Source organism: Pseudomonas sp. MWU13-2517 (genome assembly GCF_023242545.1).
GTDB lineage: Bacteria > Pseudomonadota > Gammaproteobacteria > Pseudomonadales > Pseudomonadaceae > Aquipseudomonas.
The window spans coordinates 117,977-133,320 of sequence record NZ_JALMFA010000017.1; the positions used below are offsets into that span (position 1 = coordinate 117,977).

At 60.4% G+C, this 15,344-nt stretch carries 12 protein-coding genes; 3 read left to right on the plus strand and 9 right to left on the minus strand.

Annotation, left to right across the window (positions count from 1 at the left end; translation table 11 throughout):
• Nucleotides 1-94: 94 nt before the first annotated feature.
• Nucleotides 95-1,246 (plus strand): macrolide transporter subunit MacA, encoded by a 1,152-nt coding sequence (gene macA / locus M5B97_RS23195; protein ID WP_134661254.1) that lies wholly within the window; start codon nt 95-97, stop codon nt 1,244-1,246.
• Nucleotides 1,247-1,248: 2 nt separating this feature from the next.
• Nucleotides 1,249-3,207 carry a MacB family efflux pump subunit gene (locus M5B97_RS23200; protein WP_248732764.1) on the plus strand — a complete coding sequence of 653 codons (1,959 nt, stop codon included), beginning with the start codon at nt 1,249-1,251 and terminating at the stop codon, nt 3,205-3,207.
• 55 nt (nt 3,208-3,262) lie between these two features.
• Here the strand turns inward: M5B97_RS23200 and M5B97_RS23205 are convergent, their stop codons facing one another.
• The 4 genes from M5B97_RS23205 to M5B97_RS23220 form a co-directional block, all read right to left on the minus strand.
• Nucleotides 3,263-4,603 carry a diaminobutyrate--2-oxoglutarate transaminase family protein gene (locus M5B97_RS23205; RefSeq protein WP_248732765.1) on the minus strand — a complete coding sequence of 447 codons (1,341 nt, stop codon included), beginning with the start codon at nt 4,601-4,603 and terminating at the stop codon, nt 3,263-3,265.
• 405 nt (nt 4,604-5,008) lie between these two features.
• A complete protein-coding gene (locus tag M5B97_RS23210; protein WP_248732787.1) occupies nt 5,009-5,845 on the minus strand; it encodes a LuxR C-terminal-related transcriptional regulator in 837 nt (278 codons plus the stop codon).
• Nucleotides 5,846-6,055: 210 nt separating this feature from the next.
• Nucleotides 6,056-6,661 carry a LysE family translocator gene (locus tag M5B97_RS23215; RefSeq protein ID WP_123717926.1) on the minus strand — a complete coding sequence of 202 codons (606 nt, stop codon included), beginning with the start codon at nt 6,659-6,661 and terminating at the stop codon, nt 6,056-6,058.
• Nucleotides 6,658-7,548 (minus strand): TauD/TfdA family dioxygenase, encoded by an 891-nt coding sequence (locus tag M5B97_RS23220; protein WP_123717927.1) that lies wholly within the window; start codon nt 7,546-7,548, stop codon nt 6,658-6,660. The genes M5B97_RS23215 and M5B97_RS23220 overlap by 4 nt, the downstream gene beginning before the upstream one ends.
• Nucleotides 7,549-7,736: 188 nt before the next feature.
• Between M5B97_RS23220 and M5B97_RS23225 the strand changes: the two genes are divergently transcribed.
• Nucleotides 7,737-8,687 (plus strand): LysR substrate-binding domain-containing protein, encoded by a 951-nt coding sequence (locus M5B97_RS23225; protein WP_248732766.1) that lies wholly within the window; start codon nt 7,737-7,739, stop codon nt 8,685-8,687.
• 135 nt (nt 8,688-8,822) lie between these two features.
• On the opposite strand, the gene M5B97_RS23230 is transcribed toward M5B97_RS23225, so the two are convergent.
• The 5 genes from M5B97_RS23230 to M5B97_RS23250 form a co-directional block, all read right to left on the minus strand.
• Complete coding sequence (locus tag M5B97_RS23230) at nt 8,823-9,935, minus strand: alkene reductase (protein WP_248732767.1); 1,113 nt, start codon at nt 9,933-9,935, stop codon at nt 8,823-8,825.
• A gap of 43 nt (nt 9,936-9,978) precedes the next feature.
• Complete coding sequence (locus M5B97_RS23235) at nt 9,979-11,148, minus strand: FAD binding domain-containing protein (RefSeq protein ID WP_248732768.1); 1,170 nt, start codon at nt 11,146-11,148, stop codon at nt 9,979-9,981.
• A 117-nt stretch (nt 11,149-11,265) separates the two neighbouring features.
• On the minus strand, nt 11,266-13,503 hold the full coding sequence (locus M5B97_RS23240; protein ID WP_248732769.1) for a molybdopterin cofactor-binding domain-containing protein: 2,238 nt from the start codon (nt 13,501-13,503) through the stop codon (nt 11,266-11,268).
• Nucleotides 13,500-13,973 carry a (2Fe-2S)-binding protein gene (locus M5B97_RS23245; protein WP_123717932.1) on the minus strand — a complete coding sequence of 158 codons (474 nt, stop codon included), beginning with the start codon at nt 13,971-13,973 and terminating at the stop codon, nt 13,500-13,502. The genes M5B97_RS23240 and M5B97_RS23245 overlap by 4 nt, the downstream gene beginning before the upstream one ends.
• Nucleotides 13,970-15,235, minus strand: a complete 1,266-nt coding sequence (locus M5B97_RS23250) for a c-type cytochrome (protein ID WP_248732770.1) — start codon at nt 15,233-15,235, stop codon at nt 13,970-13,972. The genes M5B97_RS23245 and M5B97_RS23250 overlap by 4 nt, the downstream gene beginning before the upstream one ends.
• Nucleotides 15,236-15,344: the final 109 nt, after the last annotated feature.

Consider the following 15,344-nt stretch of genomic DNA (forward strand, 5'->3'; position numbering starts at 1 on the left):
GCGCTTGCGCCCTTACCTGAAGCGAACATTCACGCAACTTAATGCGAACCCGGCCACAGGTCGGGTCTACCTTTCAACGTATTAGTGGTCATCTATGGAAAAGTCGAAGTTTCGCAAGGTTTTCTGGGGCGTGGGTCTGGCTGTCGTGGCCGGGATGATTGTCTATTCGGTGCAATCACCTGCCGAGCCACCCGAATATTTGACCGCCAAGGTCGAGCGCGGCGAAATCGAGAACTCAGTGCTGGCCACCGGGATTTTGCAGGGGGTCAAGCAGGTGGACGTTGGTGCGCAAGTCTCCGGCCAATTGAAGTCACTGAAGGTCAAGCTCGGCGACAAGGTCAAGAAGGGCCAGTGGCTGGCCGAGATCGACCCGCTGGTGTTGCAGAACACCCTGCGCCAGGCCCAGGTCAATGAGGAAAATCTGGACGCCCAACGCAAGGCTACGGCGGCGCAGGTCGCCCAGACCAAAGCAGTATGGGAGCGTTACAACAAGCTGCAATCGGATGCGGCAATTTCCCGGCAGGATTTCGAGACCGCCGAATCCAACTACCTGGTGCAGAGCGCCAATCTGGTGGCCCTGGATGCCCAACTGAAAAATGCACGTATCCAGATCGACACCGCCAAGGTCAATCTGGGCTACACCCGTATCGTCGCGCCAATTGACGGGGATGTGGTCGGCATCGTCACCCAGGAAGGCCAGACCGTGATCGCCGAACAACTGGCGCCCGTGCTGCTGAAACTGGCGGACCTGGACACCATGACCATCAAGGCCCAGGTGTCGGAAGCGGATGTGATCCATATCCAGCCGGGCCAGGAGGTGTACTTCACCATCCTGGGTGAAGCCAACAAGCGCTACTACGCCAAGCTGCGCGGCACCGAACCGGCACCGCAAAACTACCTGGACACCCAGGCCGCGGGTACCGCCAAGCAGAACACGGCGGTGTTCTACAACGCCTTGTTCGATGTGCCCAACCCGGAGCACCGCCTGCGTATTTCGATGACCGCCCAGGTGCGGATTGTGCGTGACACCGCCAAAGATGTGCTGATGGTCCCGGTGGCGGCGCTGGGCAAGCGCAATGCCGACGGCTCCTACGTGGTGCGCGTGATTGACGAGACCGGCCACGCCCAGGAGCGCAACGTGCAGGTGGGGATCAATAACAACGTCAAGGCGCAGATCAAGGATGGCCTCGCGGAGGGCGACAAAGTTGTCATCGGCGATCCGGCGCCTGCCGTGGCGGGGGCCTGACAATGACTCAAGCCTTGTTGGAACTCAAAGGCATCAGCCGCAGCTTTGTGGCGGGAGAGAAGGCCTTCATGGCCCTCAAGAATGTCAGCCTGACCATCAACGCCGGAGAAATGGTGGCGATCACCGGCGCCTCGGGGTCGGGTAAGTCGACGCTGATGAATATCCTCGGTTGCCTGGACTACGCCACGGAGGGCAGTTACACCATCAACGGCCGTGAAACCCGCGACCTGGCGGACCACGAGCTGGCGGAACTGCGTCGTGACCATTTTGGTTTCATCTTCCAGCGCTATCACTTGCTGCCGCACTTGAGCGCCATGCACAACGTCGAGATGCCGTCGATCTACGCCGGTGTGACGGAAGCTCAGCGCCACAGCCGCGCGAAGGAACTGCTGGTGCGGCTCGGCCTGGCCAATCACCTGGTCAACCGTCCCAGCCAGTTGTCCGGGGGCCAGCAGCAACGGGTGAGTATCGCGCGGGCCTTGATGAACGGTGGCGAGGTGATTCTCGCCGACGAACCGACCGGTGCCCTCGACACCGCCAGCGGCAAGGAGGTGATGAATATCTTGCTGGAGCTGCACGCGGCGGGGCACACGGTGATCATCGTGACCCACGACGCCAAGGTTGCGGCGAATGCCGAACGGATCATCGAGATGCGCGACGGCGAGGTACTCAGTGACCGCGTTAACGAGCGCGTCGGCGTCGAGGTGGCGCCGCCCGCTGCTACCCAGCTCAAGGCCAACCCGGGGCGGCGTCTGGTGGCGAGCCTGGGGCTGTTCAAGGAAGCCTTTGTGATGGCCTGGATCGCGTTGATTTCGCACCGCATGCGCACATTGTTGACCATGCTCGGCATTGTGATCGGCATCACCTCGGTGGTGTCGATCGTGGCCATCGGCGAAGGCGCCAAGCGTTATGTCCTCAGTGATATCCAGGCGATCGGCAGCAACACCATCGATATCTATCCGGGCAACGACTTTGGCGACAGCCATGCCTCGGCCATCGAAACCCTGGTGTTGTCCGACGTGACCGCCCTCAGCCAGTTGCATTACATCGACAGCGCTACGCCCAATGCGGGGCGCAATCTGTTGCTGCGCTTTGGCAATATCGACGTGGATGCCACGGTCAACGGCGTGAGTGCAAGCTCGTTCCAGGTCCGCGGGATCAAGATCGCCGAGGGCATCGCCTTCAGCCAGGACGATGACACGCGCCAGGCCCAGGTCGTGGTGATTGACCACAATACCCGCAACCGCTTGTTCGGGCCGAATGTCGAGGCGCTGGGCCAGATCATCCTGGTGGGGAACCTGCCGTGCACGGTGATCGGCGTGGCGGCGGAGAATAAAAACATTTTCAACACCAGCAAGGCATTGAATGTCTGGGTGCCTTACGAAACGGCCGCCGGGCGCCTGCTGGGCCAGCGTTACCTGGATAGCATTACGGTGCGGATCAAGGATGGGCAGCCGAGCAAGGTGGTGGAGGCCAACGTGGTCAAACTGATGGAGCAGCGCCACGGTACCAAGGACTTCTTCACCTACAACCTCGACAGCATCATGCAGACGGTACAGAAGACCAGCCAGTCGCTGGCGTTGCTGCTGTCGCTGATCGCCTTGATTTCCTTGGTGGTGGGTGGCATCGGTGTGATGAACATCATGCTGGTGTCGGTGACCGAGCGGACGCGGGAAATCGGCATTCGCATGGCGGTGGGCGCGCGTCAGTCGGACATTCGGCAACAGTTCCTGGTGGAAGCGGTGATGGTCTGCCTGATCGGCGGGGTGATCGGTATCTCATTGTCGTTCGGTATCGGCTTTGTATTTTCCCTGGTGATCAAGGAATGGCAGATGGTGTTTTCCCTGGAGTCGATTGTCACCGCGTTCGTGTGTTCAAGCCTGATTGGCATCATCTTCGGCTTCGTACCTGCCCGCAACGCGGCGCGGCTGGATCCGATCGAAGCCCTCGCGCGGGACTGAGGTATTAAAAAGCCCGCCACCGGTGACGGTTGGCGGGCTTTTTTGCGGCCGGTGGTCAGGCGGACTGACCGACCCTCTGCAAGCGGTGCGCGGTGGCAGTGCTGACCGCGTCTTCAAAGCGATCGAGTACGTTGCCCACCTGGGCTTCGGTGATCGTCAGGGCGGGCAGGAAGCGCAGGACCGACCCGTGGCGACCGCCGGTTTCGATAATCAGGCCATTATCGAAGCAATTGAGCTTGATCGCCCGCGCCAGCGTGCCATCGCCCAGGCCCACCCGGCCGTCCGTTCGCGACTTGGTGACCTCGACGCCGATCATCAGACCGCGCCCCCGCACATCGGCGATCGGCTCATGACGCCCGGCGATCTGCTGCAGGCCAGCCAGCAGTTGCGCGCCACGTGCGGCCGCATTTTCAACCAGATTGGCCTGTTGGATGTGACGCATGGTGGCGCGCCCGGCGACCATGGCGATCTGATTACCGCGGAACGTGCCGGCATGCATGCCGGGGCCCCAGGTGTCGAGGTGTTCGGCATAGACAATTACCGACAGCGGGTAGCCGCCGCCGATTGCCTTGGACAGCACCAGGATGTCGGGGACGATACCGGCATGTTCGATGGCAAAGGTGCTGCCGGTACGGCCCAGGCCGGTCTGCACTTCATCGATGATCAGCACAATGCCCAGCTCGCGAGTGATCTCGCGCAATCCGCGCAGCCACTGAGCCGAGGCGGGAATGCAGCCACCTTCACCTTGCACCACTTCGACGAGCACGGCGGCGGGGCGGGTAACGCCACCTTCCGGGTCAGAGAGTACGGTGCGGATATAGTCGATTGACAGTTGATCCGTCTGCTCGCCGTCGGTGCCGAACGGGCAACGGAAGCGGTACGGGTAGGGCAGGAAGTGGGTGTTTTGTGCGGTGACGCTGGGGATGCTTTTCGGATTGAGATTGCCCATGGCCGACAGCGCGCCGGCCGTCATGCCGTGATAGCCGCCGTGAAAGGCCATCAGCGCCGAGCGCTTGGTGTAATGACGCGCCAGTTTGATCGCTGCTTCCACTGCGTCCGAGCCGCTGGGGCCGCAGAACAGAATCTTGCTGGTGTCGCGCATGGCGGCCGGCAACTGGGAAAACAGTTCCTGCACAAAGGCGTGCTTGGCCGGTGTGGCGAGGTCCAGGGCTTGTTGCAGTTGGTCGGTGCCGAGGAAGTCCAGCACCGCTTCTTTGACGACGGGCGGATTGTGACCCAGGGCCAGGGTGCCGGCATTGGCCAGACAGTCGAGGTACTCCTTGCCTTGGGCATCCTTGACCCATACGCCGTTGCCGCTGACGAACAGGCGCTGAAAAGTGGCTGCATAAGTGCGTGCATTCGACTCGACTTTCTTCAGATAACTCAGCTCTTCCATAATCATGTACTCATCGGCTGCGGCAAAGCGCAGCGCTGGATAGTTGATGGAACAAGAGACGGCGTGTCGTTGATAACGACAGTTCTTCAGGGCAGTAATCGGTGGGTCGGTTATATGACCGTATGACTGTCGGCCTGGCAAAGAAACTCAGCCGCAAAGTTAGCTGAACAGCCTGTTGAATGAGCACTGTAAAGTTAACTTATGACCCTGATTAGTTTGAAGGAAGGCAGCAGCGGCCGCTATCGGTTCAGGCGGGGGATGTCCCTGAAATCTATGTCAACCAAGTGCAAGTAAAAGCATAATTCTGCGTGTGTGCTTGAACTGTGAAAGTTGTACGTGAACGGCGCGCTCAGAACAAAATAATTCTGCTGGAATGACGCTCTTGAATAATTAAACAAGACAGTTTTATTGCAGGCGTGTAACGGCTGGACTGCCTGGGTTGGCATGCATCCAACGGATCAGCGAATGGCGCCCGCTGATGCCCATTTTGATCACCGCGCGTTTCAAATAGCTTTCCACCGTGTTGACTTTGAGTTCCAGCGCTTCAGCCAGCTCAGGCGCGGTACGTCCCGCCAGGAGGCCGGCGCAGATTTCCTTTTCGCGATTGGACAGCTTCAAGCCGGACTGCAGCAGGCGGGCCTCAAAACGCTGACGGAGGGAATCCATGTCCCGGTTTTGCGGGACAAGCCCTTCAGTGGCGATATTTTTGTCGGGAATGCCTTGAGAATTTATCGCGTTAATGTGCTTCTCTACCAACGCCAGCAACAGCAAGGAGAAGTCCTTGAGGATTATTTGCTCTTGCATCGAGAAGTTATCGGCCTGTGCGCGATAGAACGAAATTATATAAAAGTATTCTTTTTTACGGGATTTCAGATGCAACTGGGAGCTGAACGAGATGGGCGCCAGGTCGTGTTTTGCACCCGTGTCGGCCGACGCTGAAAAACCGGCCATGGGTTGAGCAATCAGCGGCTCTTGCACCAGAGGGGCGGTCGGTGACGCAGGTGTTGTTTGTTGATCGGCTTCAATCAGTGAGGACATGCGCTCCGGGCTCAGGATCTCTGCACCGTTACCGTTGGGTTCTGCACGTGTTCCATCGGCGCCCTTTATGCGGATGTGCGTAATGTGCGTGGCATCCACGGGCACCTTGGTCAGTACCAGGTCATGCAAAAACCGCGAGAAATGGCGGCTGCCAGTACTGGCGATGACTTTACCGATGAGAGGGAACAAGGTTTGAGAGTTCATTATTTCACCGTCATGTTTCGGTTGAGGATTGTCGCAGCGGTTGCGTCGGTTGAAGAGCAAGCCTCACGGGGGTAGAGCGGTATGAAAGCCCAAGCTTTGGTTGCATGTTTCTAAACGGTGCCCTAGCATGAATCTCAATGGTGGCACAGTGATATTGTCTACTTGCCCGGCCGTCCTATCGAACGTCACTGCCGGCTGTGTGCACATGTTTTATCCCTGCATCAGTCGCTGTGTGCCCATGACTCCGGACAACAGGCCGATGCCCAGCAGAAATACACTGGGCGCCTTGGCCATGATTTTCTGGGCCGCCGCGAAGGACAACAGCTGGCGTGAGATGGCGCCATAGATCAGCAGGATCGTGACGTCGATCACACCCCAGATCAGTGCGAGGATCAGGCCCTGTTTAATGAAGTCGCCATTGGGGTCAATGAACCCAGGTAGGAAAGCGAGGAAGAACAGGATGTCTTTCGGGTTGGACAAGCCCACTTTGAGGGCGCGCCAGAAAAAGTGACGCTGACCTTTTTGCACCGTCGCAACGCTGTCCGAGCTGGCCAGGAGGCTGGACACCCCCAACCAGGCCAAATAAAGTCCGCCGATCAGTTGACCCCAGTTCAGCAGCACCGGGCTGACATCCAGCGCGGTATAGATGAGCGCCAGGGTGATCAGTAGCAAGAGTTGGGCGGACAACACGCCGCCCGTGATCGTAGCGGCAGGCCAGGCTTGCCTGGCATCGGAGATGACCAGGGCCACCACCGGACCGGGCGAGGCGATCAGGAAAAACACAGCCAGGGCAAAGGTCAGGTGCAGCATGCTCATAGGGTGGTTACCAGGTCCAGTACGCGGTTGTTGTTGCCCAGGCGTTGCGCGTAGTAGCGATAGCCGGCCACCGCGAACGTGCGTTGGATCCAGCGATCACGGCCATCCAGGCCGGCTGAAAAAGCACTACGGGCATGCGCGGTTTTACGGTTGTCGATGATCAACAGGTCGCCGGCCTTGAGGTGTACCGGATGGGCGACTTCCCAGGCGGCCTTGCGCAAGTATTCAAGTTTGAGTTGCGCGTGTTTGCTGTGTGCGACCATGAATTGAGGATCGAATCGGAAATAGGGCGATTCGGGGTCACCGTATAGAACCGTCTGTTTTTGATTTATATCAATACGGCAGTTTTTTTCCGTCTCGCAGTAGTCCGACAGAAAGTTGTACTTTTCTTCATGGAAATAATTCAGGTCTTCCGGTGTAATGATGTCGCGAATGCCATCGATGGAACTAATGAAGGTTGCGGCTTGGGCGCCGGGGTCCTGGCGCAGGCAAAAGAGCACCAGGTAATCCGGAGACACAGCATGGAAGGCATTTTCGGTATGCAGTTCCAACTCGCAATCGTAGCTGTCGGAGTTGGCACCCTTGGAGTATTTTTTATGCGGGAAGAAGTTGTTGATGATAGCGCCGTTGGATTCCTGGATATAACCGATCGGGTCGCCCAGCATGGCCGTCGCTTTCAGGATGATCTGTTCACTGATAGTGCATTCTTTGTTCAGGCTGGCGCGATCGCTGGGTGTCGGCGGAACCCTGCCGATGGGCAGGTTTTTTAAATGCAGGAAGCCTTTTTTATTACCAAATAAACGAAAATTCAATATGTCGGATTCGGTCGTCTGGTCGAGCTTTGCTTGCTGGATACTGGAAGACAGGAGTTGATTGAAATTAGGCATGGTGAAGGATCTGCTGTGTGTTTAAAAAATATTAAAGGCCGCAGAGGTTAGGCGCATGCCAAGCATGATTGATTTTTTAGTTGGGTTCGGTTGCGCTTGAAATGACTAATAAGTCTGTCGCTTATTTGTACGGTTGATTATTCGTCAACCGCACTGTCTTTAAAAACGGAAAAAAATGATGGGTAAGGATGAGTATGAATCATGATGCGCTTGATCAAGGGACGCGCCGACTGCCACCGCTCTACGCATTGCGTGCCTTCGAATTGGCCGCGCGTTTCAGTTCTTTCACCCAGGCTGCCGACAACCTCTTCATTACCCAAAGTGCCGTGAGCCGGCACGTCAAGGCCTTGGAAGAGCATTTTGGCTGCGCGTTGTTCGAGCGCAAAGGGCCGAAAATTTTCCTCACCCAGGCCGGCCGATTGTTGGCTCAAGAGCTGAGAGTAGGCTTTCGCCTGATCGAGAATGCCTGCACCGTCACCCGCCGCAAGGAGAAAACCTTACGGGTCAAGGCGCCCTCGACCTTGACAATGCGCTGGTTGCTGCATGTGCTTGATGAGTTCAATGCAGGCAATGATATAGAGCAGGCGCAATTGTCCAGTGAGTGGATGGACGTCGATTTCGTCAACTTCGATGTCGAGCCGTTCGACTGCGCAGTGTTGTTGGGCAACGGGCGGTTCTCCAACGACCTTGAATTTATCAAGCTGTTTGACGAATGGCTGATACCGGTCTGCTCGCCAAGCCTGTTGGAGCAGCACAACCTGAGTGGTGAAGGGGTGTTCTCCGCGGAGTTGATCCACCCGTCCCGTGACCGGCGCGATTGGCAACGCTGGCTGGAACGAGTGGGCTTGATGTCGGCGGTGTCCTGGCAGAAAGGCAAAATTTTCGACACCCTGGAACTGGGCATCTCCGCAGCCATCCAGGGCCGCGGTATTTCCATCGGCGACCTGGCCCTGGTGGGCGACGAACTGGTCAAGGGGTCACTGGTACTGCCCTACAACAAGGCGGTCAGCACCGGCGACAGCTACTACCTGGTCTGGCCCGCGCGCAGCAATAACAACGCGGCGCTGGAGAGCTTCAAGCGTTATCTGCTGGAAACCGTTCCAGTGATCGACGAGCGCGGGTTGGAGTTCCTGAGTTGACGCCGCCAGCCCAGGCAACGCTGCAAAATCCGGCATGCGCTAAACGCTGAAGCACTCGTCGAGTCGGCACCCGTCCAGCACTGGTTTGGGAGCACAAAGCACCAGGCTGGAGCCATCCGGCGTCAGTGCTGGCACCTACGGATGGACGGGATAATCGGTGTAGCCGCGCTGATCGCCACCAAAGAAGGTGCTGGGGTCCGACGCATTGAGCGCCAGCCCGTCACGGATCCGCCGCGGCAAGTCAGGGTTGGCCAGGAACGGCCTTCCAAAGGCAATGATGTCGGCACGGTTGGCGGCCAATGCGCGTTCTGCCGTTTTCGGATCGTAACCACCGGCAATCATCAGCACGCCTTTCCATTGCGTACGAAGTTGACTGATGATTGCGTCCCAGCGGGGATCGAAATTCTCGTCCTTGACGGTGCCCACCACGGCAGGTTCCACCAAGTGAAGATAGGCCAGGGGCAAGCGGTTCAGCGCGCCCACGATGTGGCCGAACGTGGCTTCGGGGGTCGCATCGCCCATTCCCATGAACCGGCCCATGGGCGTAAGTCGTACACCTGTTCGCTCGGCTCCCACCTCATCGGCGACAGCCTCTACGACTTCCAACAGCAGGCGAGCGCGATTTTCCACACTGCCGCCGTAGTTGTCCTCACGCTGGTTGCTGTTGCTATTGATGAATTGGTCGAGCAGATAACCGTTGCCCGCGTGGATTTCAACGCCGTCCATGCCGGCTCTCAAGGCGTTGCGCGCGGCGCGACGATAGTCATCGATGATTTGCGCAATCTCCGAGGTTTCCAGGGCTCGCGGGACGGGGACATCACCCCAGACACCCTTGCCATCTTCATCGATGATAAACGTCTTGCCTGGCACCGGCAGTGCGCTGGGGGCAACCGGCAGGGCGTTATCGGGTTGGAAGCTGGGGTGCGAGACACGCCCCACATGCCACAGCTGCATGAAGATCAGCCCTCCGGCTTCGTGGACGTGTGTACTCACCTGGCGCCAGGCTTGCACCTGTTCCTCGCTGTAAATTCCCGGGGTCCAGGCATAGCCCTGACCTTGGCGGGAGATCTGCGTGGCTTCGGTGATGATCAAGGCCGCACTGGCGCGTTGTCGGTAATACTCGGCGTTCAGGGCGGTTGGAAGGTCGCCCGGCTGTCCGGCTCTGGACCGGGTCAAAGGGGCCATGGCCACGCGATGGGCCAGTGTGTAGGGGCCAACCGTAATGGGTTGAAACAGGTGCTGAGTCATGAACAGTTCCTTGGGAGGGCATCGAGCGGGATGCCGTGAGTGCTCAGGCGGACGGGGCCTGGTTGAAAAGCAGGTGATTGCCGATTTCCGTACCCTGGATCCGCAGTCGCCGCCCCAGCGCCACTTGAGCGTGCTCCCAGTTGCGCAGCGCCCGATCAATATCGTTGGGGAAAGCACGCAGGGCGGAGCCGAGAGCTAACGCATTGGTTGCAGCCTTCGAGGTACTCGCTGCGGTGTGTGGCCGTGGTATGGCGGCGGCATCACCGAGCAGCAATACCCGGCGGTCAACCATATGGTCGACGGCAAGGTCCCGGATTGCCTGGACAAAAGGATGCCGGGTCGCTTGTACGATGGCGCGGAACTGGGGAGGCAGCAGGGCGTCGGCCTGTTCGAACAAGTCATCGCGCCAGGCCGGGGCCAACCGGCCTTCCGGCACCGAAAAGCCACGTTCGTGGCCGTCCGCATCGGTCATGATGCGCGGGAGGATGTCGAGGGGCGCGACCCGATACCAGACCCAGTTGTAGAGTCGGTGGCCCGGCCGTAAATCGTTATCGGCACCTGGTACCAGATAACCGAGAATGTGTGAGCCCTGGTGGTTGGCAAAGCTGAAGGTGCCGAACATTTCTTCGCGCACTCCGGCGGGTACGGCGTGCTCGGGGACGAGACCTCGCCATGCCACGTAGCCTGCATAGGTTGGCTGGCTGTCCGGCCACAGCAGTCGACGTACCGTCGAGCTTCCGCCGTCGGCGCCAATCAATAGCTGCGCCTGTGCTGCATGCCCGCTATCGAAGACGGCACTGACAAGCCCGGGTTTGGTTTGATCGATGTTTGCCAGGGTCTGGCCCCGGTGATAGTGCTCAGGTCCGAAGGCATCGCGCAGTGTTGTGTAGATCAATGACCAGGACGTCTGGACCTGGGGCATGTGCGAATGACTGCGTATCGAGCCGTCCGGACGAAACACGGTTCGGTACTCTGATCGCACGCCCAGTTCGCTGAGAGAAAGCTCGCAACCGCTTTGGCGTAGAGCCTCGACCACCTCGGGCTGCAATACGATGCCGCCACCTCGGCTGTCGAGGTCCTGTGCCGAGCGTTCATACACGTCTACGTCCCACCCCGCGGTGCGCAGCAGATTGCCGGCGAACAAGCCGCCGAGTGAGCCGCCTATGACAAGGGCGCGGCGTTGATGATGCGATGGTGATGCAGTGCCGGACATGGGATTTTCCTCCTGTTGGGCACTAACTTAATCCGGTGGGCCGTGCGTGATAATCCAGACATGGCCCTATGCTGCATTGCGTGAAACGCAACGCTTCGACCGGGTGCCGACTTCAGGTCATGCCTGCTGCACCGAGCGCGTCAGGGGCAGGTTCAGCCAGCGCCGGCCGGTGGCGTTCGCTATGGCATTGCCGATGGCGGCGGCCATGGGGCCCTGGACGATCTCGGCTGCCCCGAGAAACGGTTGTCCGGGCTGATCGAGTAAATGTACGTCGACCTGCCTGGGCAACTGTGTGAAGCGCAGGATCGGATAACCGCTCCAGTCGTAGCTGCGCACACCGCCCGGGTCGTAGCCGACTTTTTCATACAAGGTCCAACTGGCGGACTGCACGATGCCGCCTTCCACCTGGTTGCGCAGGCCATCGGGGTTGACGATCTGGCCCACGTCCACGGCTGTTATCACGTGATCGAGCCGAATCTCGCCGGTTTGCGGATGTACCTGCAAACGTACGGCAATTGCGCAGTACCCCATGATGTTCTTGTAGCGGGCGAACGCGAAGCCAATGCCGGCGCCCGGCTCATTGCCTTTATGCGGCCAGCCGCTGGCGTCCCGGACGCGTTCGACCACCGCACGGGCTCGCGGGTCTGCCAGATGGGCGAGGCGTAAGGCAACCGGATCGGTGCCGGCCTGGATGGCCAGTTCATCGATGCAGGCTTCGATGGCGAAGATATTGATGTGCGCCCCCAGTGAACGCATGGCCGATGTGCGAAACGGCATGCTGGTCACGAAGTTCATGTCGATGCGGTTGGATGCCAGGGTGTACAGCGGCACCGCATTGCGATCGCCGTCCCCTTCGGGCTGCGCGATTGGAACCGACGGCGCGGAGACGAATGGCCGAGCCAACAGCCGTGCGGGAATCAGTCTGCCGGCATTCACGATGCGTTCGTTGTGCGGCGTCGTCCACAATTCATAGGCCCAGTCCTGCAATTTGCCCTGCGCATCGAGGTTGGCCCGGACCTCGGTGAGCATGGCACTGCTGTAGGGTTCCCAGAGGTTTTCCTGCTCGCGCATCCATTGCACACGCACCGGCGTGCCTGCAACACGCATCGCAATCAGCGCGGCATCGGCTGCCGCGTCGTCCGCTCCGTTGTGGCCGTAACACCCGGACCCCTCGATATGGATGCAGCGCACCTGCGCCGGGGCCAGCCCCACCATCTCGGCGATCCCTGTGCGCAAAGGGTAGACGCCTTGCGTGTGGGTCCACACGGTGAGCGTGCCATCCTTGAACCAGGCCACGGCACAGGACGGACCAATGGAACCGTGCATGAGGTACTGCTTGGTGACGCGCGCGTGATAACTCACGCCGGCTCCGGCCGCCGGGCTGCCTGCATGGCTGATCGGATAGCGGCGCGCCGGCAGGCGTGTCAACAGTGAGTGGATGTCATCCGGTTCGGGGATCGCCGCTGCGCCGCTCCAGCGGGCCAGCTCGTACCCGCTGCGCATCGCTTTAATGGCCTGCCATTCATCTCGCGCCACCACGGCCAGGTAGTTGCCGTCGCGCACCACCTGCACCACCCCGGGCAGCCCCTTTATCGACTCGCTATCGAACTCTTCAAGGACGCAACCAGGCCGTGGTGGGCGGATGACGCGGGCATGCAGCATGCCGGGCAGGCGCAGATCCTGGACGAACGCCGCGCCGCCACTGACTTTGGCCGGGATATCCAGGCGCGCAACGGAATGACCGATCAGCTTGAAAGCGGATGCCGGCATCGAGGGTGATCGCGCCTTCGCATAATGGTGCAGGTCGACGCCCTTGACGGCCTGGGCATATGTCATCCGTTGTCCGGCCAGGCCCTGGATGACGCCCTCATGGGTGGTCAGCAGGGCGGCTTCGACTCCCCAACTGCGCGCCGCCGACTCCAGCAGCAACTCGCGAACCTGAGCCGCCGCATTGAACAAGGCCGTGCCACTGTCGAAAATACTATGGCTGCCGGCCGTATAACCTTCGTCGGGTGTCAGGGCAGTATCCGCGGTGAGCAGATGGATCGCGCTCGGTGGGACATCCAGGCGTTCGGCGGCAATCTGCAGGAGGGCCGTTTTCACCCCCGTACCCAATTCGACCTTGCCGGTGTAGACGGTGATGCCTTCGGCGTCGACGCGGATCCAGGCATCGAGGTAGGGGTTGGTGCGCAGGCTGCCTGGGAGATCGGGTGCCAGCACGACAGTGCCGAGCGTATCGACTTCGCTGTCGGCCAGCGCATGGCGCGCTGCCGGCACCAGTGTGAATGTCAGCACCAACGCGCCAGCGCGCAGGAAAGCGCGGCGGCCCTGATCAACTTCATGCTGAAGAGTCATGGGGCGCTCCTGTCTTGCCTGGCGACACGGCTGATGGCGTCGATGATCCGCAAGTGGGTGCCGCAGCGGCACAGGTTGCTCGCCATATGCTCGCGAATGGTGTGTTCGTCCGGATGAGGCGTGCGCTCAAGCAACGCCTGGGCGCGCATCAGCATGCCGGCGATGCAGTATCCGCATTGAGCGGCCTGTGCCTCGATAAAGGCTTTTTGCAACGGGCCGGGACGCTCCGCCGTGCCCAGGCTCTCGACCGTACGGATGGCCTTGCCTTCCAGCCCTGTGCAGGGTGTCAGGCAGGAAAATACGGGCTGGTCGTCCACCAGCACGGTGCAGGCACCGCACTGTCCCAAACCGCAGCCATACTTGGCGCCGTTAAGCCCCAGATGATTGCGCAGCGCATACAGCAATGGCATGTCGGGCGCGAGCTCCAGCGAATGGGGCGAGCCGTTGACGTTGAGGGTCATTTGGGTCATTGCGCCTCCTGACGTAACTCGAGAAGAGTGGAAGAAAGGTCTGTCCAAGGCTGGCCTGGCTTGGCCTGCTCGCGAAGAAATGCAGCCAGCGCCGCGAGCTGGTCGTTGTCCAGGCTGGCAACGAAAGGCGGCATGACCGGCCCGGGTCGCCCAGGTGTGGCAGGCACGCCGTCGAGCACCGTCTTGAGAAAGTTGCGCGCACTGGCTGCCTGCAGGGCCGATGTGCGGTCCAGAGCGGGGCGCCCATCAATCTCTCGCATCGGCGCGGCGGGGCCATGGCAGCCCGCGCAGGCACCTTCGAACAACAGGGCGCCAGGCGTCTGCTCGGCTACCTCGGTGGGGCGTGTGGCCGCCGAGGCGGGTAGGGGCGGTGCGGGGTCAGTGAGGCTCAGCAGGTATTCGGCAACGGCTTGGGCATCGCTGGCGGGCAGGTTGGCCAGGCTGAGGCTGACCGGTCGCATCGGCCCGGCGGCGGTGCCATGGCCCTCCACAACTTCAGCACGCAGGTACCGTACCAACTGTTCGCTGCTCCAGGGCCGGGCACGGTTGGCCATACCCAGCAGAGAAGGCGCCTCCCATCCGTCGACCAGCCCTCCCGCCAGGTGCTGAGCGGTTTTCTCGGCGCCCAGCAGGTTAAGCGCAGAATGGCAGCCTGCGCAGTGGCCAGGGCCTTCGACCAGATAGCGTCCGCGGTTCCAGGTCGCAGATTGCTGCGCCACGGGCGTCAAGGGGTCTGTATGCAGGAACAGCAGATTCCAGAACGCCACCAATGGCCGGATGTTCATCGGGAATTTCATCTGGTTCGGCATGGCTGGCGAGTGCACGGCGGGGCCGCTCATCAAATAGGCATAGACGTCGCTGATATCCCCTTCCGTCAGGCGACGGTAGTGCACGTAAGGGAAGGCGGGGTACAGCAAGTGCCCGTCGCGCGAGACGCCGTCGCGCATTGCCCGTTCAAAGGCCGGCAATGACCATTGGCCAATGCCGGTCTCGGCGTCCGGTGTGATATTCGTGCTGTAGAGCGTGCCGAACGGGGTCACCAGCGCCAATCCACCGGCCAGGTGCTGGCCGCCGGGACGTGTATGGCAGACCGCGCAGTCGCCGGCTTCGGCTACCCGCGCACCCTGTGCTACCTGTGCGGAATCGAAACGCTGCGGCGGTTCGGCCGGTGCGATCGCCGGGCGCCACATCAGCAACACAGCGCCTATCCCGCCTGCCGCAGCGAGCACTGCAGCGCCTATCCATAGCTGCCTGGCTTTCATCACGTCACCCTTCATTCGTCCATGGAACCCGCGAGGGACTTGTATCGCCGAGGGTAGAGAAGAGAAGCGCGGGGCGGTATTGCCAAACCGCGCAATGGCGCTTTGCGCC